General features: G+C 43.0%; 22 protein-coding genes. 14 read left to right on the plus strand and 8 right to left on the minus strand.

Features of this window, described 5'->3' with window-relative positions; translation table 11 throughout:
* Positions 1-87 precede the first annotated feature (87 nt).
* On the plus strand, positions 88-1,437 hold the full coding sequence (locus FFM84_RS02885; protein ID WP_130843496.1) for an amino acid permease: 1,350 nt from the start codon (positions 88-90) through the stop codon (positions 1,435-1,437).
* Positions 1,438-1,477: 40 nt separating this feature from the next.
* Here the strand turns inward: FFM84_RS02885 and FFM84_RS02890 are convergent, their stop codons facing one another.
* The 7 genes from FFM84_RS02890 to FFM84_RS02920 form a co-directional block, all read right to left on the minus strand.
* On the minus strand, positions 1,478-1,822 hold the full coding sequence (locus FFM84_RS02890) for a hypothetical protein (RefSeq protein ID WP_130843495.1): 345 nt from the start codon (positions 1,820-1,822) through the stop codon (positions 1,478-1,480).
* Positions 1,823-2,523: 701 nt separating this feature from the next.
* Positions 2,524-4,119 (minus strand): L-lactate permease, encoded by a 1,596-nt coding sequence (locus FFM84_RS02895; RefSeq protein WP_130843494.1) that lies wholly within the window; start codon positions 4,117-4,119, stop codon positions 2,524-2,526.
* Between the two features lie 25 nt (positions 4,120-4,144).
* On the minus strand, positions 4,145-5,497 hold the full coding sequence (locus FFM84_RS02900) for a glycosyltransferase family protein (protein WP_130843493.1): 1,353 nt from the start codon (positions 5,495-5,497) through the stop codon (positions 4,145-4,147).
* 281 nt (positions 5,498-5,778) lie between these two features.
* Positions 5,779-6,696 carry an alpha/beta fold hydrolase gene (locus FFM84_RS02905; protein ID WP_130843492.1) on the minus strand — a complete coding sequence of 306 codons (918 nt, stop codon included), beginning with the start codon at positions 6,694-6,696 and terminating at the stop codon, positions 5,779-5,781.
* Positions 6,697-6,859: 163 nt separating this feature from the next.
* Positions 6,860-8,188: a glycosyltransferase family 2 protein gene (locus FFM84_RS02910; protein WP_130843491.1), complete on the minus strand. Its 1,329-nt coding sequence runs from the start codon at positions 8,186-8,188 to the stop codon at positions 6,860-6,862.
* 12 nt (positions 8,189-8,200) lie between these two features.
* Positions 8,201-8,716: a hypothetical protein gene (locus tag FFM84_RS02915; RefSeq protein WP_130843490.1), complete on the minus strand. Its 516-nt coding sequence runs from the start codon at positions 8,714-8,716 to the stop codon at positions 8,201-8,203.
* A 5-nt stretch (positions 8,717-8,721) separates the two neighbouring features.
* Positions 8,722-9,543 (minus strand): EAL domain-containing protein, encoded by an 822-nt coding sequence (locus tag FFM84_RS02920; protein WP_130843489.1) that lies wholly within the window; start codon positions 9,541-9,543, stop codon positions 8,722-8,724.
* A 284-nt stretch (positions 9,544-9,827) separates the two neighbouring features.
* Here FFM84_RS02920 and FFM84_RS02925 point away from each other — a divergent pair, with 284 nt between their 5' ends.
* From FFM84_RS02925 to FFM84_RS02940, 4 genes are all read left to right on the plus strand, one after another.
* Positions 9,828-11,138: a Y-family DNA polymerase gene (locus tag FFM84_RS02925; RefSeq protein ID WP_130843488.1), complete on the plus strand. Its 1,311-nt coding sequence runs from the start codon at positions 9,828-9,830 to the stop codon at positions 11,136-11,138.
* On the plus strand, positions 11,131-11,451 hold the full coding sequence (locus FFM84_RS02930; protein ID WP_225424675.1) for an acetyl-CoA carboxylase: 321 nt from the start codon (positions 11,131-11,133) through the stop codon (positions 11,449-11,451). The genes FFM84_RS02925 and FFM84_RS02930 overlap by 8 nt, the downstream gene beginning before the upstream one ends.
* The gene (locus tag FFM84_RS02935; RefSeq protein WP_130843486.1) at positions 11,444-11,821 is read left to right on the plus strand and encodes a hypothetical protein; all 378 of its coding nucleotides are present in this window, start codon (positions 11,444-11,446) and stop codon (positions 11,819-11,821) included. The genes FFM84_RS02930 and FFM84_RS02935 overlap by 8 nt, the downstream gene beginning before the upstream one ends.
* A 129-nt stretch (positions 11,822-11,950) precedes the next feature.
* Positions 11,951-12,772, plus strand: coding sequence for an N-acyl homoserine lactonase family protein (locus tag FFM84_RS02940; protein ID WP_130843485.1), 822 nt, complete (start codon positions 11,951-11,953; stop codon positions 12,770-12,772).
* Here the strand turns inward: FFM84_RS02940 and FFM84_RS02945 are convergent.
* Entirely contained in the window at positions 12,759-13,319 is a 561-nt protein-coding gene (locus FFM84_RS02945; RefSeq protein ID WP_130843484.1) for a TetR/AcrR family transcriptional regulator, read from the minus strand. The genes FFM84_RS02940 and FFM84_RS02945 overlap by 14 nt on opposite strands.
* Positions 13,320-13,528: 209 nt before the next feature.
* Between FFM84_RS02945 and FFM84_RS02950 the strand changes: the two genes are divergently transcribed.
* From FFM84_RS02950 to FFM84_RS02990, 9 genes are all read left to right on the plus strand, one after another.
* Complete coding sequence (locus FFM84_RS02950) at positions 13,529-14,770, plus strand: hypothetical protein (RefSeq protein WP_130843483.1); 1,242 nt, start codon at positions 13,529-13,531, stop codon at positions 14,768-14,770.
* Between the two features lie 335 nt (positions 14,771-15,105).
* On the plus strand, positions 15,106-15,522 hold the full coding sequence (locus FFM84_RS02955; RefSeq protein WP_130843482.1) for a MarR family winged helix-turn-helix transcriptional regulator: 417 nt from the start codon (positions 15,106-15,108) through the stop codon (positions 15,520-15,522).
* A gap of 277 nt (positions 15,523-15,799) precedes the next feature.
* Positions 15,800-16,501: an IspD/TarI family cytidylyltransferase gene (locus FFM84_RS02960; protein ID WP_130843481.1), complete on the plus strand. Its 702-nt coding sequence runs from the start codon at positions 15,800-15,802 to the stop codon at positions 16,499-16,501.
* A 1-nt stretch (position 16,502) separates the two neighbouring features.
* Entirely contained in the window at positions 16,503-17,528 is a 1,026-nt protein-coding gene (locus FFM84_RS02965; protein ID WP_130843480.1) for a ribitol-5-phosphate dehydrogenase, read from the plus strand.
* Complete coding sequence (locus tag FFM84_RS02970; RefSeq protein ID WP_130843479.1) at positions 17,516-18,625, plus strand: CDP-glycerol glycerophosphotransferase family protein; 1,110 nt, start codon at positions 17,516-17,518, stop codon at positions 18,623-18,625. The genes FFM84_RS02965 and FFM84_RS02970 overlap by 13 nt, the downstream gene beginning before the upstream one ends.
* Before the next feature lie 17 nt (positions 18,626-18,642).
* A complete protein-coding gene (locus FFM84_RS02975; RefSeq protein WP_130843478.1) occupies positions 18,643-20,553 on the plus strand; it encodes a CDP-glycerol glycerophosphotransferase family protein in 1,911 nt (636 codons plus the stop codon).
* Positions 20,554-20,665: 112 nt separating this feature from the next.
* A complete protein-coding gene (locus tag FFM84_RS02980; RefSeq protein WP_130843477.1) occupies positions 20,666-21,118 on the plus strand; it encodes a MarR family winged helix-turn-helix transcriptional regulator in 453 nt (150 codons plus the stop codon).
* 20 nt (positions 21,119-21,138) lie between these two features.
* Positions 21,139-21,660 (plus strand): GNAT family N-acetyltransferase, encoded by a 522-nt coding sequence (locus tag FFM84_RS02985; RefSeq protein WP_130843476.1) that lies wholly within the window; start codon positions 21,139-21,141, stop codon positions 21,658-21,660.
* 56 nt (positions 21,661-21,716) lie between these two features.
* On the plus strand, positions 21,717-21,956 hold the full coding sequence (locus tag FFM84_RS02990; RefSeq protein WP_130843475.1) for a type II toxin-antitoxin system RelB/DinJ family antitoxin: 240 nt from the start codon (positions 21,717-21,719) through the stop codon (positions 21,954-21,956).
* Positions 21,957-22,213: the final 257 nt, after the last annotated feature.

Here is a 22,213-nt window from a genome sequence, read left to right on the forward strand (position 1 = left end):
CCCATCAATGTTTTATCATAAAATGGACTAACATGAAAATATTCATTAATTTATGAAAATGATTAGCAAAAGGAAAGTTGAGACAATATGGAAAATCAACAACTGGCCCGCAAGTTAAAACGTCGCCACGTTCAAATGATCGCGCTCGGCGGGGCGATTGGGACGGGTCTCTTTCTTGGTTCCGGGTCTGCCATCAAACAGGCCGGACCATCAATCTTACTAGCTTATGCCATCGGGGGCCTTTTTTGCTACTTGATGATGCGTGCTTTAGGAGAGTTATTGCTCTCCAATACCAAGCTACATTCGTTCCTTGAATTTATTAATCTATACTTAGGTAAAAAGTTTGAATTCGCCATTGGCTGGACGTATTGGTTATGCTGGATTAGTCTAGCAATGGCTGACTTAACCGCTAGTGGGATCTACATTCGTTATTGGTTTCCTTGGATTCCACAATGGGTGACACCACTAGTGATCATCTTGATCCTACTGGTTTTCAACCTCTTATCCGTTAGTGCATTCGGGGAACTTGAATATTGGTTTTCGATGATTAAAGTGGTCGCAATTATCGCGTTAATTGTCACCGGGGCCATTCTTATCGGCTCATCGGCCCACGTTGGCGGTCACGCCGTTACGGTAACTAACCTCGTCAACCATGGCGGATTCTTTCCAAAGGGCTTAGGCGGCTTTTTAGCGTCCTTCTCATTGGTCATCTTCGCCTTTACCGGGATTGAAATGGTGGGGATTACCGCCGGAGAAGCGGAAAATCCTGAAAAAGAATTGCCACGTGCTATTAACAGCTTGCCCATTCGAATTTCATTTTTCTATGTGGGTGCCTTATTCGTGATCATGTCGATCTATCCTTGGGACCAAATCGCCACCAGTCAATCGCCATTCGTACAGGTCTTTAGTGATATCGGGATTAAAGCCGCAGCTAGCATTATTAATTTCGTAGTCTTAACCGCAGCATTATCAGCCTGCAACAGTGCCATCTTTAGTACGAGTCGAACTTTATTCACCTTGTCGCACGGTCAGAATGCACCAAAGTGGATGGGGAAGGTCAATCGTTACAATGTCCCAGCACGCTCACTGGGCTTCTCATCGTTGATCTTACTTGTCATCGTCGTCTTAAACTACGTAATGCCTAGCACAGTCTTTACATTGATTTCTAATGTCGCTACAACGAACTTCATCATCGTCTGGTGTTCATTACTGGTTTGTCACTACGTTTACAAGAAAAACACTGACAGTAGTCAAAATCCATTTAAACTACCGTTATTCCCACTGTCAAATATTGCCACATTAGTCTTCTTTGTGGCTGTAACCGTGATTTTATGTTTTGATACGGTTAACCGTTGGGCCGTGATTGGGTCGATCCTGTGGTTCATTGCACTCTTAGTCGTTGAACAGTTAATGCACCACCAAACTAATTTAGATTAAAAAAATGGTCACCAGCAAATTAATTGTTGGTGGCCATTTTTTATGGTGTCGCGGTTGGCTTTAATTGGCTTAAGACTAGTTGCGTGTCCTTAAGCACAACGGCTTGATCCGGCAAACTGATAATCCGATGATGGGCTAAAATATCAGTAGTCAACGTTTGAAACGCCGCTTCGGACAAGACCCAACAACTTTCAGTATCATAATCAGTGGCATTCAAAAGATCATAACCTTCACTTTGATCAATGTGAACTTGAAACCCAATCCCTAATTGGGCTTGTAATCGACCAGCATACCGCTGAAATAAAGCTTGATTGGCAGCTGGGTCTTCCGTTGGACCAACAACACGTTTTGCCAACCGAATGCTTGGAACTAGTAAGACTTGCATACAAGCACCTTCGATCTTCTGTTAATAAAAGTAACTATTATCTTATAGTTTAGCCGAAATCAACTTTTTTTGCAGGTTTCAACCTCATCATTAGCTGTTTTACTAAAGGTTGAAAGCTACTTTTTAGCAATAATCGTTGATATGATAAGCATTCATCGATCAAAGGTAGTCATACTTGCCACCTACCGTTCGCCCACATTGAGCCGGAACGCTGTGGGCGGACCGGTTCAGCCCAAAAGCGGTCTGAACCGTCGTTTTGAACCACTAAACCCGTGTTTCAAAAACGCCAGTCTCTAAGCGATAAATCGCTAAGAGACTCCCACGGCTGGGCTCAGTGTGGACTCACTCTCGGCTATGTTAGTGACTACAAACTTGATTAACTTCTAAGCGAAGCCAGCCAGTGATGGCGCCGGCCGTGAAAATATCGTTAGTCCGGATGTTTTTCCCGGACTTTACGATATGGACGACTTTTGAGAATAGTGGTTTTTGCTAGTCTCAAAAGCGAGGTGGAAGCCCGCACTTTGGCTGGAACCGGTCCCCACAACCGGCAGAATCGCTGGCTGGCGTAGGTGGCAATTTAATCCAACTTAAGTCAATGTTGGTAAGGTTTCGACCAATACATTTAACTTTCAACCTTTAGCTGTTTCATCAAAAATAACGTTAGTCGCCAGATTACTATGGCTAAACTAACGTTATTTTACTTAAACAAATTGACTTAAGACTAAACCGGCAACCCCAATCAAGGCCGCATAGGCGAGACCTGGTAAGATTGTTTGCCGCAAAATTGGGCCTTCTTGACCCTCTAAACCAACCACCGAACTAACGGCAACGATATTATGCACACAAATCATATTGCCGGCCGCCGCACCAATTAATTGTGCCGCCAAGACAACTGGTTCATTTAAATGAGCATTGGCCGCAATATCCGCTTGAATCTGACCAAACGTCAGCGTTGAAACAGTCGTACTACCAGTGACAAACGCGCCAAGTTGACCTAAGAAAGGGGCCATGAAGAGCCAAATTCCAGCTAAATACGTCGCCACGAATTTGGCAATGTACATTGGCATACTTGGTAACTGTCCCTGGTTAAGCCCAGAGTTCGTAAAGACTTGGACTAAGATTAACGTCACCACTAACGCGATGGCCGTGTTACCCATCGACGCCCCGACTTTTTTAGCGGTGGGCCACGCTTGTTTCAATGAACGGGCTTGAATAAGTAAACCAATCAAGGCTGCTACCGTGAGCAAGGTTCCTGGTGAATACAAGAATTCCCAATCTGAATTAATCGTTTGATAGCCCAAAATATTGAGCCACGAGAAATTCACATGACTCGTTAGCCACAATTTAAGTGGCTGATAGACCCGTGAGGCCAACAGCAACACCACAACAATTAAATAGGGCAGCCAAGCGGTGATTAACGACATTTTCACTGGCGTGGTGGTGGCTGGTTTGGCCGCAACAGTTGGTAATTGCCATGGTTCTTGTTGGATTGAAGCCGGCAGTAACCAATGATAACGCAGACTTACAATCGCTACGACCAATGTCACAAACGGCGCAATAATCGAAACAAACTCATAACTGATTACCATGGCTGTCATCAAGGCAACACTCGTATAAACAAGTCCGATGACTAATGCCCATGGTAAAACCGCCAGCCATTGTTGAAAACGGCGTTGCTTCGGTCCAAAGCCCCAAATCAAAATAAAGATCAGTAGGGCCGGCATCAAAGCACCCACTAGCAAATCCAATTGGGTAATGCGTTGTCCAATCAAATTCAACATGGCCGATTTTTCGGTCACATTGCTTAATCCAACCGTTAACGGCGTCCCAACAGCACCAAAAGCTGCCGGAGTTGAATCGGCAACCAAAGCTAAAACAACCGCCGCCATCGGTGTAAACCCTAAGGCAATGAGTAAGGGGGCCGTTACCATCGCCGGCGTACCAAAGCCCGAGACCCCTTCAATGAGACCACCAAACAAATAAGCGACCACAATCACTTGTAACCGCATATCCGCTGATAACGCCTGAAAGCCTTGATTAATTCGTTCAATGGCACCAGTGGCTCGTAAACTATTTAACATCAATAGAGCGCCGAACAGAATCCACAAAATTGGTAACGCCTTATGCAAAGATTGTAAGATTGACGCACCAATAACGGCCGGTGGTAGTTGCCAAAAGACATAGCTTAGAACAACCACAACCGCTGCACTGATGCTCATTCCTTTGATAGCCGATAAATTTAATCCACCTAACAAAATTAACGGTAAAATAATTGCCGCGGCGGCCACAATAATCATCAATCAAACCTCCTTTTAAACGATACTAAACCGACTTCGATGCATGATCATGACGATTCTGACTGTAAATGGCCACCATTGATACGACAAATGAGAGTCCCGTCACTGGCCAAGCTAAGCCGTGTAAATAAAGGCTAGCCGACGTGGTCGCTGTTGGATTGAAGAAGGCCATGAGTTTCAATTGGTTCAAACCACTAACCGTCACTAATAGGCCAAAGAAGAGCAATTGACATAATAACCCACCATACGTTGAGAACCGATACTTATTAATGATTGCCAAGTCTGGATCATTCTCATCAGCGGTGTAAACACTCGTATTAATCGCTGGATTTTCATAACCGACATATAATGCAATTAGGATTAAGCCAAGACTATAGAGTACTGGTTGCGTCGTCAAAATCAAGATATGACCAACAACCAAGCCAATTTCGGCATACCGTTTGGCCCGATCAGATTGTTGATGAGCCAACGCTGAATACAGTGGGTGACCACCTTCAAAGCCAATCAAATAATAGCCAAAGACCATGTACATGCCCAGCTTACCAAGAACGAAATACGCGAAGAAACTGCTGAACAAGAGCACCACACAAATTAAGAAGCCTCGATTAACAATCCGCAGTTTATTGGCTGGCATGGCTTTCCAGTCGGCCGCTAATTCGATATTTAAAATCACAATTGCCACGACAATTGCGGCTAATACCCATGGTAAAGCGATGCTAAGCGATGTTTTGCGTAAGAGGGTCAATAATGCCATCACACTGAAGAAAATGACGAAGAGAGCAATGCGCCACCATTTCAATGGCTGCTTTGCTGGCTGTTCCTGATCGTTGTAAAAGGCCAGTGAGAATTGATCGAGTAATCGCCCCGCTGGTAACGCTAAGATAAAAAGTACCGCTAATAAAACAAAGGCAAGCTTGTATTGCAGATCAAACATAAAATCAACCGCAAATAACAAGCCTAGTACAAGAAAGATCAGCCAGTAAAGCCGTTTTAACTTAAAATCTGTCTTGGCCGTCAGATGTAACTTAATCGTTAAGAAGTAAGGCCAGATATTCGCTGACGTATAACCTAAGCACAGGGCCCCAGCAACTAGCCATCCGAGCGTACTCGTCAGACTAAAAATGACACTGCCAATCATGCCCAGCCACAAACAAATCATCAAGTACGTGCTTGACTTCAAATTCCAACGTTTCGTTGAAAATACACTCGCGGCCCGAGCCACATAAAAGACCACAATCGCTACTAAATAATTGATGCTTTGCGTTTCTTTATACTTAAACAAAATCAATACATAAGGTAGCATAATGCCCACGTTAGCTAAAAAGTTTAACGTGGCAATCGAAAAATCTAAAAAGGGGGGACGTAATTTCTTTAACACACTCTCACAACCATTCTGTTAAATTCCTTAACTATTAGTATAGCAATTTCAACGGGGAGATGCTGTGAAAACGACTAAATTACTTCATCCAATGACTAATGATAACTGATGGTCACTATCAACTAATTGTTAACTACAATTAGTTGATAAATTAGCTGATAAGCATCTTTAAAATCAAACACAGATGATGCTTATCGATGGTCAATTAGGGAAAAATGCCTATACCAAAAAGTATTAAATCAACGTTTAGTCGTTATTTTGAGGCGATGTCATTTGATATTTTAGAAAAAACTGCAGCTTACCGGTACTTCAGAAACCAATTTTTTTGCTTTTGCTTGAACAGCGTAGGATTCTGGGTGCGCATAAAATGCTAGATGAGTGCCACCTTTTAACAGTATCAATTGACTATTTGTATCATGAGCAATCCGACTATATTTTGGTAGTACGTCTGTATCGGCATCACCATGTATTAGCAAAACTGGGCAGCGTACTTTTTCTAGCTCGAGGGTGTCAATCTGACCATAATTAGTCACATCATTGTTCCAACCACGTCGACGTCGACCAGCCCAACTCATCGTTTTGGTAATGGCTAACACAAATTGACGTTGCGTTTCATCGGCCAAGACATCTGCAGTAAATCGCTTTAATTCAAGACCTCGAATAGCGCCTTCGCTAGCGAGCGCACTTTCAATAAGCCGGTTTAGTGCAACGTGTGCGAACAATCGAATTAACCCATTACCCAAAACTGATCTAAACAAGAATCGACTATCAAGTGGGTAATTAGGTTTCTCCCAACGTGAGCTAAGCGCTGCAAGTTGAACTAGTGAGGTCACTCGCTCTGGATAGTTAACCGCAAATCGATAGGCAACCGGGCCACCTCCAGACCATGCCAGTATGGCAATTCGGGTTATCCCTAATTCATCCAAAACTGCAACCAATTGGGCGACTTCATGATCAATTGAAGCATTAGTACCCAACGGCGTTCTCAAATAGCCTGGACGTGAAACTGAAATCGAACGGAATTGGTTCACCGGCAAAAAACCGGCCATTAACTTGGCAGCGTCAACACCGCCAGGACTACCATGGATAACAAGAACTGGTAAGCCGGTGCCAGAAATACTGACCTGAACTTTTCCTAGGGCAATATTAATCAGCTGAACCGAATCTGTCTCGATTCGATTATTCTTAGCTTGTTTCATATTGACAGACTTCTTTCTGACTGATGTAAGTAATAGGGTCTCACCATAGGCTACTCGGTTGCATCATTAATCTTTTGTCGCACGTTTCAACTATAAATCTTCGGAGATGCAAAAAAGAGTTTGGGTTTTGTCCCAAACTCTTACGGTTACTAGCAGAGTACCATTATTTTTTATTTTGTAAGGATTTCCGAGTGGGGCTGACCCAAGTACCAGAACCAAAACCAAGAATCGTTTTTAACGCTGGGATAAAGGTCGTTACCACGGTTATCGGATTAATCATCCAATAAAACAACATATACAATGGCGCAAAGAACCAATATTTCAGCTTAGCTCCATGATGATCAAGCAATAGCGCTGCCAACAGTTGCATAAACCCAGCAAATAGTTCAAACGTGACGAAAGTGAAAGAAATCATAAATCCATGAAAAACCCGTTCATAATTTCCAGTAATCAAGAAATAACCCATTAAGATCAGAAACATCACCGTCGTAATGACGAAAAAGAACGACCAGATAATCGATAGGGTTGAATCTACAAACATCGATAACTGGTACCGACGTTGAATCGGATGAAACAAGAATTTTTTAATATTGGTTAACCAGACTTCCGTACCACCTTGAGCCCAACGTTTCCGTTGCTTATAAAGATCACGAATGGTTTCTGGCACATTCATATGAAAGACAATATTGGGCGCAAAGCGCGGGACCGCCCCGACCATTTGATGATCCCAGGCAATGCTGATATCTTCAGTGGCCCGATTCTGTCGAAAACCACCAACATCGATTAGAAAAGACTTTTTATATAACGTGTTGGCACCACTATAGGCGTACATCGAGTCATTAACCGAGGTCTGACTTCGTTTGATCACGCCAACAATACTTGAGAATTCCACCGTTTGTGATTTGCCTAATAATTTAGTTCGGTTTTGAACGTCCATATTCGCCGTCACTGCCGAGGTATTCATATCACGATCATGAATGAAAAAGTTCATATATTTCATCAGTGCATCTTGTTCCGGAATCGTATCGGCATCATTACTCAAAATGTACTCGCCCTTAGCAAAATACATCCCGATATTAAAAGCATGCGCTTTACCTTTATTTTTTACAATTTCAACCGTCCGTAACCGTGGATACTTGTCCTGCAGGCGATGGATGATCGCCGCAGTATCATCCGTTGACCCATCATTCATCACCAATACCTCAAAATTAGTGTAATTCAATTGGTCAAAAAGGTAAGTGATCGTTTCTTCGATCATGACTTCTTCATTGTGTGCAGGAATCATGATCGTAATTAATGGCTGCTGATCAACTGGAATCATTTCCCAATTGTCATCACGTTTGTTGGTTTTAAGAAACCGATATGATAGTGATCCCGCAAACCAAAAAAAGGACCCCACAACGGGGTATAAGCACAAGATTAGTAAGAAAATATTGAGCAAAGTTTGCGACCAAGTCGCTTCTAAGATATGGTCAATAAAAATGTTTGTCATCGTTTATCCTCACTAATCTAAATCATTAATATCATCTTTATCGTATAACTGTTGGATCTCATCAGTATCCAAATTTTGTTCTGGCTGCACTTTATAGTAACGCACATTTTCACGTGTTTCAGCGGGGCCGAAACGATCATCCATGAATTTTGCCAGTGCATTTTGGCGTTTCTTTTGATTAATGGGATTATACGTAGGCCACTGTTCAACGAGCCGATCACGCTTCCGATTTTGAATAATGGTCATCGTAACCGCAAAGAGCGAGGTAAACGCGAATGCAAATAATAGGAGAATTCCGATAAATTTGATCTCAAAAATACCTTCTTGATAAGCCCAGATGCGGGGGACTCGACGATCATATATCGACCAAAATGACAAAACAGTTGTCGTAATGGGAATAATCACGGCTATCCAGCCAATTAATCCAATTAACGTTTGCCAGATTTTGAGTAACCAATGTCCGCGTGAAAAATAATTATCAGTATATAATTGTTGCCGTTCATCAACTTTCGACTTCTTTTTTGCCATTCATCTCAGTCCTTACTATTAAGTGTGGCATGTTGTTCTGGGTCCACCGGCCGACCAAAGCGATAGCCCTGACGTACCCGAATATTTAATTGTTCCGCTAACTTGGCATCGGCGTCATTTTCAATTCCCATTAAAATAAGCTCAATATGATGATCTTGAGAGAGTTTATTCCAGAACTGCAGGTTTAAGTCCAACCAAACGGCTGGATCATCTTTACGAAAACTGCGCATCGAGCACTTCAATGAATCTACATCTGACAATAGCCATTCAATTTGTTTTAAATCGGCTAAATCAGAACCCACGTTATCGATACTAAAACTCATGCCATATTGTTTGGCTTCGCGAATCCGCCGACGTAATAAGGGCTTATTGATATGTTTCGGTTGATATTTCGGTGTGTATTCGATTGCCAATTGCATCGGTTCAATCCGAGAAATCGCCCAACGAACAAAGTAACGAAAATCCGGGCTAATAATCTGATCGTATTCCAAATTAATCGACAACGTAATTGGCTCCGTTGGTAAGGACTTGAATGTATCATCTAACAAAAAAATGACCCGTTGCAAGGGGAGAGAATCAAGCGCCTTAGGTAGCGACCACGATCTGTCGGCATTATGTTGCCGCAATAAGCATTCGTAACCCGTGATCTGTTCATGATAATCAACTTGTTTTTGAATAAAGTAACGCAATTCAATGGCATCATTTTCTAGGTAATTGTTGGAATTCTTACGAGAATACCAATAGTAAACAATGATCGTCACGATAAAAACAATTGCAATAACTAACGTGGCCCATAACAGCACCGTTTCTAGTTGGGCTAGACTCATCACATCAAATCCTTATCTTATAATGTAAAAGTAACACACATTAAATTAGTTAAATAGTCCAATCATCATTAAAGTATAATCTTTCCATATGGATAATTCAATTGATAAAGAGACTTAAAAATGCACATGTTAGCACAACAATGATTAGTATATACATTGTACATACATATTTTTAAGCGGTTGAAAAAATGCTTTGCTTGCTCTCCAACATGAAATTAAGCCTTTAAAAAGAACACACGTTCGTGTATAATGAAATCATCTTAATGAAATGGGAGGTGACGCCGATGCCAAGTTTGGACTATCATCGCGAGCCGCACGGCGTTTACTTTTTAATTGATAATAAGTCCTTTTACGCGAGTGTTGAGTGCATTGAGCGTGGCTTCAATCCCTTGAAGGCCCCACTGGTTGTGATGTCCGAAGCTGATAACACTAATGGCGGCCTAGTACTAGCAACGTCACCTGAAGCCAAGCTTTTATATCATTTGCAAGCCAATGTTTCTCGACAACGAGATTTACCTGCCGATCCACGTTTAGTGGTGGTCCCGCCAAGGATGACGTTATACATTCAACGTAATCTGCAAATTAACGCCATTTTCAATCGTTTTGTGGCCGACTGTGATTTATTGCCCTATTCAATTGATGAATCTATTTTAGACTTAACGCATTCATGGCATCTCTTCGGTGAGACGCCACGGGCAGTTGCACAGCGCATTCAACATACCATTCGCCACGAACTTGGCCTTTATACGACAGTCGGAATCGGTGACAACCCGGTCCAGGCTAAGTTAGCATTGGACCTTTACGCGAAGCACACTCAAGATTTAATCGGCGAGATTCATTATGACACTGTCCAAGAAACCATTTGGCCCATTAAAGACCTAACGTCAATTTGGGGGATTGGTCATCGCACCGCTAAGCATTTACAGCGGCTCGGTATTCACACGATGGCCGACTTAGCCCATGCTAACCCATATTTATTAAAACAAGAATTAGGCCTGATTGGTACGCAATTATTTGCAGTAGCTTGGGGGATTGATCGCTCTCAGGTTGCCAAACCTAGCTTGCCGCAATCGACAAGTCTCGGTAATTCGCAAGTCTTACCTCGTGATTATCACAATGTGACTGAAATTGAAACGGTGATTAAAGAAGTTGGTGAACAGGTCGCTTCGCGGTTACGTCATCATCATCAATTGGCTGGTGCGGTCAGTCTATCCATTGGCTTTGCCTATGCAGCTAGTGAAATGACCGGTGAGAGTGGGTTTAGTCAAGTAATGCGCATTGATCCGACCGACCAAGATCGCGCAATTACTGCGCCATTGATCACTTTATTTAAACAACACTGGCATGGACAAGCGATTCGCAATATTGCCGTTTATACAGCAAAATTACAACCTAAGCAAGGTCAGCAATTGAGCCTGTTTACAGGAATGGAACAGCAGTTACGTACGGACAGGCTCGCTCAAACGGTGGATCAAATCCGCTCACGTTTTGGCTTTACTAAGTTGGTCTATTTACGTAGTTTAGTTGCTGGTGGCACCGCCATTCAACGAGCCAGCCTTGTTGGTGGTCACAATGGAGGAAATGCGTATGACTAAAGATGTTCAGCTCATCCTCGAGCGGCTACAACCATTTTTTAAGCAGCGCTCCCAAACGCGATACTGGCTACAAATTACTGATAATCACTATGGTCAAACATATAACGTCTTTTTTAATTATCAACGTAAATGGCATCGATTAAAATCACAGCCGTTACACACGCTTAACACTTATAATTTAGCGGACTTGGAAGCTATTGTCACTGAGCTGCAGACGTTGACTAAATTAACGATCGATTATGTCGGATTCGGTGAGCAAGTCTGGCCAAATCGGCAGCAACGAATTCAACGAAAGCCCCATGGTTATGAGTAAACCAATCCCACCATTAGACCTTGCGATGGTCCAAGATTTCTTTGATCACGTTTACCAAGATCGCGGGATGGTCAAGTGGCAAGGTTTCTATCTCTCAGACCATACGAGTGCGTTAAATCAGCAACGTGCGCAACATCAACACATCAATGCCGCTCAGCCACAACAATCATTGACCATGATCACAACGTGGCTGCAACAAGCGTATCTGACTAATCGACCCATCACCATACAGCTTAATGAACGCGACTCAAATGATCAGTTCTTGCCCAATATTATCGGCAAAGTTACCGGTTATTACGACACCGACATCGTGTTAAACGGGCAACAACTGATTCCCTTAACCATGATTCGCCATCTTGATTGGCAGTAAACCAACAAGTTAAAGCACAATAAAAGACAGTCTGTTAGATATCTAACAAGCTGTCTTTTATTGTGCTTAAATTAGCGGCCTAACTTAACTATACTAAGGCCATCAAATCAAATAAGGCAGGTTTTAAAAATGACTGACATTAAAATTCACGTTTTACACACTGGGCTCGTTCAAGTTGATGCTGGATTACCATTCCATGATAAGTTTCGTAACCCATTAGCATTCACCGGACTATTTCGCTCGCACGTTCATCAACTCACGTTACCCGTTTCCAGTTATCTCATTGAACATCCCAAAGGGTTGGTCTTAATTGATACCGGCTGGCACGAACGGGTGCGGCAGAGTCAATGGCAAGAGTTAGGCTTACAAATGCAAATTAATAAAGCTTATTTACCAGCGGGGTGGTCGGTGCGTGAACAACTAGCGACATTAGGTTACCAACCACAAGATATTGATTACTTGATGCTGAGCCATTTACACAGCGATCATGCCAGTGGCTTGCCACTTGTCAAAGACGCGCAACATATCTTAGTGAGTCAAAACGAATGGGACGCCGCTCAACATGATCACTTACGTTATATTGCTAAAATGTGGCGCGGCGTCGATGTACAGACGTATGACTTTACCGCCAGTGAGTTAGGGCCATTTCATCAATCTTTTGATCTCTTTGGTGATGGTTCCTTACAGTTCATCTACGTGCCCGGTCACAGTCGCGGCTTAGCGGCCACCCTCATTCAGGGCACCAGTGGCCAACAGGTCTTACTAGCAAGTGATACCGGTTATGCCCAAACCTCGATCGACCATCTTTACACGCCCGGGATTGTGGTCAATCGAGCTGAAGCATTACAATCAATCGCCTGGGTTCAACAAAAAGCTAGTGAGCCTCAAGTGATCACGACTTTGACAAATCACGATCCAGACATCCGCCCCCAAGTCATTACGTTAACTTAGCCTTACCTTGTAAAACAAGTTTAAAGTTTTGATTCATGAAGGCACTAATCTGGGCATCTAACCCGTGCACAACCGAGTATTGAATGTAAGTTAAGGCGTTAGTAGCATAAAGCTGCTGCAGGTAGGGTATCGGTACCGATAAACTCAGTTTGGCCTGATGAAGATATTGCGGTAAGGTCTCCGCCAATATCTGTCGATAGTTTTTAATTAGGTCCGCAGTTGGTAAGTGTAGCTCCCACAAAATAAGCAACTGTGCCCGCGCTGGCAAAAGTGCTGTCACTAGTTGCGTCAAAGAATCATCTGCCATTAACGTTTGACGTCGTTGCTGCATAATTTGTTCAAATTGAGTGGTATAGTGGTCAACCTGTTGCTCCAGCCAGTCATATTTATCTAAATAATGCTGATAAAAAGTAGACCGACCCAACTGTGCTTGCTGACAAATTTGGGCTACCGTTAACTTATCAAACGACGTCGTGGTTAACAACTCGTAACAGGTCGCATCAATTAAGTGCAACGTTTTGGCCACACGAAGATCAATTTTTGACATTTAAAAGGGCTCTCTTTCAAAAAGTTTTATCCTTATTATAGCCGATTTATCGCTAAGTGCTCAGTAGCTTTTAAAACGTAGGGTTGGGGGGAGCACTTCACCCTTTAGTTAATTAAAAATTCAATCTAGATCGAGTCGTCTCAAGCTGACCGCAACCATGTTATACTGTTATTAACTTACCAAGTAGACCATTTACGGGGGCATTGCTAATGCGACGACAACTTTTAATCATGATGAGTAGTCCCTTAATCCTGAGCATGGGGGTATTAACTGCACAGGCCGCGACACTAACAATTACTAATCCGGCTCCCAAGCAAGCGATTCCAACCAGCTATGGACAGAATCCTAAAACCGATGCTTATCAAGGAATCCAACACCAACTCGTCGATAGCCAGCAAACGACTTACCAGACAAGCTTCTATTTACCCAGTTACTTTTCAACGGCTGATCCACATCGTAACATTTACCAGGGTGGGGTCATCGTTGGACAATCACTGTATTTAGTTGAAAGCTATCATGACGATAATACCGGGAACCTAGTTAAACTCAACTTAGCGGCGGCTAAAAAATTAAAGCTGATGACTAGCCAGCGGGGGGCCTTGGCATCGGCTTACCGCTACTTTGATTCGAAAACGACCAGTGGCCAACAACACCTGACAACTTATCAAACAGGACAGGCCAAACTAGCTAAGCTCAAAAAACAACTCAAAACTAACCAAACAACACTCAAAAAACAAACGACACAATTAAAAAAGACACACAAGAAGGCCACCAAGCAACGATTAACTAAGTTAGTGGCCAAAACAAAAGCCGCTAAAAAGAACCTAACGGCACAACGGCATACCTTAACCAAACAATTAAAGACCGCGGTCTTTTACAAGAAAGTTCAAGCCATTAGCACGGTCGGGCCAACCATTCAAACCGGGCATGGACAGGCACTTGGTTATGACACCAAACATAAGCGGTTATTCTTATATAGTAGTCATGCGACCAATCCGCAACTGCAGGCCGTCAACAAGACTAAACTCACCACCAAAACGACTTATCATGCCACTGGAACTAAACCCAGCGTTTTAACGTTTGATACGAGCGGCAACGCTTATTGCGGCATCTTTAAAGGCAACAACTACTATATCTATCAAGGCAGCTATCAGGGTAAAACGTTAAAGTTCGCCTTAAAACTGATTATCAAAAATCAAATGACTGACCAAAACCAAGGGCTCAGTTATAACGCTCATAATCAGCGCTTGTATTTGTTAGGCGATGCCGGCTGGACCAGTTTGCCAATAAAGGCCTTGAAACAGAAGACTTTAACTGCGGCTGATTTGCAGAATGTGACCATTAAGACAACTAAAGAATTTGAAAATCTTACCTTCGATTCCCAAGGTTACGGTTACTTAACAACTTTATATTCACCAGAACTCATGAAAACAACCCGGCCATTACCTTAAGTCGTGATCCTCGTCACCAAGTCCATCGGTGATGAGGATTTTTTTACGTTAAATTTATTAGGCCCTTAGCTCATGCTAATCGCGAATCAGTTCAAAAAATGTTATTTTGGTTGTAAAGTCAACGAATATTACGATCACGAGAATGCATATTACGTCAGCGATGAAAGCGTTTTATGATAAAATATCTAAAAATAGAAGCGTTATGTCAACTATAACAAACAATTAATTAGTTGAGACATTAACAATTAACCTGAATCAATTTAGTCATTAACAATTTGATTGTGTAAAAGTTATTCAGCCGGTATAATAGTTACAGCAGAAGGAGGGGTGGCAATATGCGTAAATTAGAAGATCATTTTTGCTTTTTAATGTATGTGACATCGCGCGCCATCCAACGCGCGTACCAACCTGAGTTAGCCGAGCAGGCCATTACGTATCCTCAATATTTAGTGTTAGTTTTATTGAGTGAACAATCTCATTTAACGGTTAAAGCAATCGGTCACTGGCTAGATTTAAGCACTGGCACTGTGACACCATTACTTAAACGGATGGATGAAGAAGGGTTAGTCAACCGGCAACGCAGCCAAACCGATGAACGCCAAGTGGAAGTTTCAATCACGGCGGCGGGACTTGCCAAGCGCGCGGCAATTAGCGATTTACCGGAAACGCTCGTCACGCAAGGCAAATTAACTCCGGAAGAATGGACCACACTCACAAAGTTAATTAACAAACTGATGGTTAATTTGAAATAACGCTTTGTCTAAGCACCGCTACAAGCTCAACTTGTAGCGGTGCTTTTTTGTGAATTTTTATCGATTAATGGCCTTAATTAGTCCAACTAACGTTTATACCAACTCATTAGCCGAAACCAATCTACCCGGATTATACAAAATCGCGCCAATCAGCCTTCATATTTTCTTCATACCGATACCTCAAGTTCACCGTTTTCTTTGAAAAGCCCCAACATAACTTTCACATCTTTTCATTATGATGGCTCTAACAATTAAAAAACGAATGGAGACCTGCGATATGATTTTTGCTCAGATTTTAGCTGGTGGGAAGGGCACCCGCATGGGCCACGTCCAGATGCCAAAACAGTTTCTAACTTTGGCTGATAAGCCCATCTTAATTCACACCGTTGAAAAATTTGTGCTGGAAAGCCGGTTTGAAGCCATTCTGATCGTGTGCCCACCGGCTTGGTTAGCGCACACACAAGCCATTGTCAAACGGTATTTGCACGATGACCGCGTTAAAGTTGTCACCGGTGGCGCTGACCGTAACGATACGTTAATGCACGGTATTGCCTACTTACAAGAAAACTATGACCTAACTGATGACGATGTCGTTATTACCCATGATGCCGTCCGACCATTTATTACGCAACGAATCATTGCGGACAATATCACAGCGGTGCTTAATCATTCTGCTGTCGATACGGTTGTTCCAGCCATTGATACGATTGTCGAAGGTGAAGATGAAGCTATCCTCAACATTCCAATACGTGAAGCGATGTATCAAGGCCAGACACCACAAAGTTTTAACATCAAAACGTTAGTTAAAGCTTACGATCAACTCACCACTGCCCAGAAGGCCACATTATCCGATTCATGCAAGATCTGCTTGCTGGCCGGCGAGGATGTCCATCTCGTTCGAGGCGAAAATTTCAATTTTAAAATCACCACGCCGTATGACTTAAAAGTTGCCACGGCTTTAGTAGAAACGAGGGATTAAGATGCTAAATCAAGTTTATCGCTTAGTGGCCGCACGCCAATTTGAAGTCCAAACCGTGGAAGAACTGATGACACCAACTGATATTGTGGTACGACCAACTTATCTCTCACTATGTCACGCTGATCAACGCTACTTTACGGGTAATCGGGCTCAAACGGCTTTACGCAAAAAGTTACCGATGGCCTTAATTCATGAAGGCATTGGTACCGTCGTCTCAGATCCACAAGGTGACTTTCAACCGGGCGATCGGGTAGCAATGGTCCCTAATACGCCAACCACGACCAATCAGATTGTCAAAGAAAATTACTTACCATCTTCAAAATTTCGATCAAGTGGTTATGACGGGTTCATGCAAGAATACGTCTGTTTGCAACGTGATCGTGTTTTAAAAATTCCAGCTAATTTCAACTCCGAAATGTCAGCCTTTTTAGAAATGGTCTCAGTTGGCGTACAAGCTTTAACCCAACTTAAACAAACCATGGATGCTGACCAACGGGTACTTGGCATTTGGGGCGATGGTAACCTCGGTTATATTACGGCGACCCTCGCTAAAACCATGTTTGCAGATAGCCAAGTCATCGTCTTGGGCCGTCATCAAGACAAACTCGACTATTTCTCATTTGTCGATGCCACTTACTTAGTCGATGAGATTCCGGCTGACTTACAAATCAGTCAAGCCGTCGAATGTACGGGCGGGTTAGGGAGTGAACAGGCGATTGCTCAAATCATCGACCATCTTCATCCAATGGGCACGGCGATCTTAATGGGCGTCTCTGAAGAGCCGATTGATATTAACACCCGGATGGTCTTGGAACGCGGTTTAACCTTACAAGGCTCCAGCCGTAGCGGTCGTCAAGACTTTGAAACCGCCATTGATTTGTTAAGTCACAGTGATGTGACCCGTGAACGCCTGCAAAATTTGATCGGCGTCACCGGAACCGTGCAGACGCTAGCCGATGTAACCGCCTTTTTTGAACAAGACTTGGCGAATTACTGGGGCAAGGCGGTGATGCGATGGGCCGTCTAAAAAAACTTAAATTAACGATTTTACGGCATGTTTTCAATCAGTTCTATCAACTCTGCTACCATCTGAGAGGGCCACAGCAGAAGCGAGTGGTCTTTGCAACAATGCGTAATACTGAACTGGCCGATAATTTAAAAGCCCTTCATCATCAGTTTGAACAAGCCGAGTTTGACTATGATATCCGCGTCTTATGTTTTCACTATGACCGTTCACGATTAAGTAAGTTGGGATTTGTTTGGGCATCATTGCGATCGCTCTACGACCTAGCCACGGCCGAACTGTTTATTATTGACGACTATTTTTTTCCGTTATACGCGGTGAACAAACACGCTGACAATCAAGTGATTCAGTTATGGCATGCCATTGGCTCGTTGAAGAAATTCGGGTTAAGTTTGCCAGGCGCGCAGCATAGTGTCATCAAACCCCATACAAATTATGATTGGGTTTTGATTAACGCTGAAGCTGACAAGCCAGCCTATACGGATGCCTTTGACATTGATGCTAGCCACGTGCTAGCGTTGGGTTCACCGATGCTAGACCAACTGGCTACACAGTCACTAACGGTCTCACATCGGCCGCAACGCCTGTTATACGCACCAACCTATCGTAAGGGAAACGCCAAGGCCGTCACCACTTATATTCGTGACTTTTTAAAAGCCAGTCAGGACTTAACCGAACCATGGGAACTTTATGTTTCCGTCCATCCATATTTAAAGTTGCCAGCACTTCAGGGCAGCTTAGCACCAAATATTCACTTATTTCAAGATCCGGAACAAGTCAAACAACTGTTACCAACGATTGATGTCTTTATTACGGACTATTCATCGTTGTCCTTAACGTTTAGTTACTTTGAACGACCGATCTTACTCTTTACACCCGATTACGCGACCTATCGTCTTCATTGTGGGTTTTACGTTGATTACTACCATTACCTGGGCGCACCGCACTATGCAAAGGCGACCCAGGTCATTGCGGCCATTAACCAACAGGTCCCAACCTTGGATTTAAGCTATGTCAAACAGCTTAAGCAGCGAACCTTCCCACATCAAGATGGTCACAATAGTCAACGCGTTTTCGATTTTCTCACTAATCTTATTTAAGCGGGGGGCTCATTATTATGTTAACTAGATTAAAACGGCGGGCACGACAAGTTGTCCGTCATTTGCGACGACCAGCACCAGCTGTCGATTCGACTAACGTGATCGACGCTAATGCGGTCACCAACCAATTAAACGAACCACATTTAGCCACCGAAGCTGACTCGCTTATCAAGCGTCACGTCACCCAGCTAGACTTTAATGGCGCTTACCTCACGATTCGCGGTCAGGCTTGGTTCGAACAATTTCCCGAGGATGATCCTGAAAAAATCATTAAAAGCTTAATCTTAATTGATGAGCAGGGCATAGAAATCGCCATTCCGTTAGTCAATGCCGCAGTGAAGGTCGACAAATTCCCACAAGCCGGCTACCACGGAGCAATTAACTTTGCCAAGCTGAACCACGGCAAGCCACTGGCGCCTGGACGTTACGAAATGCGGCTTCAGCTGAAGCAATACTTACCACAAGGCTGGTTAATTCGACGAACATCTATCGGACAAATCGGGCAGGCTGCCAAGGATTTGAATTACACAACTAAAATGACCAGTTACGCCGCCAAAAGTAATCAGACGTTTAGTCTGATTTTTGAATATCAATTGGCTGCCCAAGCGTTCTTTGTCAGTTCGCATAAGCTAAGCGATATTAATCCGTTGGAAAATGAAGTGGCCGATGCTGGCTACGAACTTGAAAATCCAACGTTACGTGCGCTTAAACGCCGGCTACTGAAATGGTGGTATCGTTGGTACTGTCTACGACCCATTAAAGCTGATCAAATTTCGTTTGTGTCAGATAGTCGGACGTCAATTTCTGGGAACTTTGAATTTATTTACCAGACGTTACAGCAAGACGCCACGAACTTTAAGACAACGTTCTATTTAAAGCCTAGTATTAAAGCTAAAAAGAGTTTTCGAGAAGTGCGACAGTTGGCTAAAGCTCTGGCAACCAGTCGCTATATCTTCTTGGACGACTTTTATCCATTGATTTATCCATTGAAGATTCGTGAAAATGCGGATTTAATTCAAGTTTGGCACGCAGTCGGGGCTTTTAAAACCTTTGGCTACAGTCGAGTTGGGATGCCGGGTGGCCCCAAACCGACATCGCTGAATCACCGCAACTATACTAAAGTCTTAGTATCGTCACAACAAGTCGTCGATAAATATGCGGAAGGCTTCGGGATTACTGATGACAAAGTCTTACCATTAGGTATTCCACGGACCGATATCTTTTTTGATCAGGCTAAACAAGCCGAGATTAAAACGCGTCTCCAAACCGAATTACCATTTATCAATGGTAAAAAAGTCATCTTGTTTGCGCCAACGTTCCGCGGTAATGGGCAACAATCCGCCAATTATCCGTTTGAAACCTTGAACTTCAAACAGTTGTATGACGGTTTACATGAAGATTATGTCTTCTTATTGAAGATTCATCCGTTCGTTCAAAATAAGCCAACGATTCCATACGAGTACACTGATTTCTTCTATGATGTCTCGGATTACCGTGAAATCAATGACCTGTTACTGATTGCTGATCAGTTGATTACTGACTATTCATCCGTTTGTTTTGAATACGCGTTGTTAAAGCGGCCAATGGTGTTCTTTGCGCCTGATTTAGCTGATTATATGCGATCGCGTAGTTTCTATTTTGATTATTTCGACTTCATTCCAGGGCAGCTCGCCGAAAATATGCCTGAGCTACTAGACCAACTGAAACATCCAAAAATTGATCAAACGAAAGTCGACCAATTCGTCGACTACTTCTTTGATGATTTGGATGGTCAGGCAAGCCGTCGCTTAGTCGATGCCTTAAACGATGGGTTCGCGGCTTCAACCGCAGCTGCCGAACAATTGGATGCTGATGGGCAATTACGGACCGATGATGGAAAAGTGATTCCTGATTGGGGCCGAACCACTAAAAAGAATCCACCAGCTTAATCCTAAAGAATGCCGTGTTGTGATGACACGGCATTCTTTTAGTTAATGTTTTGTTGTAAATACAGCAAAATAACGTTATACTAGATTTTAATTTCTAGCAGGAGGCGATTAAATGCCAGATGTTTTACGACAGATTGGGACGATTGCCCGGGCACTTGACTCGATTAGCAATCGGGAGTTCCAGCAATTAGCCTTGAGTAAAGGACAATATCTCTATTTAGTCCGTATTTGTGAGCAACCAGGCATTATCGCAGATCGACTCGCGGCTCAACTACAAGTCGATCGCACCACGGCAGCCCGGGCCATTCAAAAACTGGTCACTCAAGGACTGGTTGAAAAGCGGGCGGCAATCAATAATCGTAAAAACAAAGCCTTATTTCCAACTGTCTTAGGACAGCGGCGCGCACAAGTCATTGAACGCGAGAATCAGTACTCTAACCAGGTTGCTTTAACCGACTTAACTGCTACCGAAGCTGAACAATTGACTCATTTATTGACCAAGGTCAGCCAGCGTGTGACCGCTGATTGGCAAACCGTCAAAGCTGGGCAGTCACGTCCATATTAATTTAAAGGAGTTTTATCTTAATGGAAAATACCACGTTAGTTCCTTTAACACCCGCTGATGCAACTGCATTACAACAAATCAGTATTGAAACCTATCAGGCGACCTTTGCGGCGGATAACACTGAAGCCAACATGCAAGCCTACTTAGAAGACGCTTATAATTTACCTAAACTAACCGCCGAGCTACAAAACCCCGACTCAAGGTTTTACTTTGTCGTTCGTGATAGGGAACAACTTGGTTACTTAAAGCTCAACGTTGGTGACGCTCAATCTGAAGCCATGGGACCAGCTGCTTTAGAAGTGGAACGTATTTATATTCGACCAGCATTTAAACACCAAGGACTCGGCAGTCTTTTTATGCAACAGGCAATCGATCTTGCAACTGCAGCACACAAAACTGTGATTTGGTTAGGCGTCTGGGAACATAATGAACCCGCCAAAGCCTTCTATCAGCATTGGGGCTTTGAACAGTTTAGTTCGCATGATTTTGTGATGGGGGATGATCGGCAAACCGACTTACTCATGAAAAAATCATTGGCTTAGAACCGTTGTATTGACAATTACTATACATTTAGTATGATTAAAATGAGGTGATTGTCATGGATAATCCAAAAAACATCGCGGTTTCATTTCGCGTTAACGAACAAGATAAACAACAAGCGGCCTTGATTTACGATGCTCTAGGCCTAAATCTCTCCACTGCATTCAATATGTTTCTAAAACAAACCATTGCTGTTGGTGGTCTACCTTTTAATGCGCAGAATCCGGCTTATGGAGCAGCTAGTGATCCAGCTGTCATACGGCAGTTAACGGAATTGCGCCAATCATCCGTTAATTAGCTCTTTGTTGCTGTAAAGAGCATGAAGCTTTCAAGTCTAATCGCCATTAATCTATACGTAAAAATAAGCCTAGGACTGCTGTCTCAGGCTTATTTTTACACTCAATTTACAGAACTTAACACTCAAAAATCAAATGGTAATAACTTGTGGGTTTAGCAACTATTTCAGTGACATGGCAACTTGGAATTTGTTGAACAACATCACCGTCTTAGATAACTTTATGGGCGATACTGACGAAACTAATCAACAACTATATA

The organism is Lactiplantibacillus mudanjiangensis (genome assembly GCF_005405385.1).
GTDB lineage: Bacteria > Bacillota > Bacilli > Lactobacillales > Lactobacillaceae > Lactiplantibacillus > Lactiplantibacillus mudanjiangensis.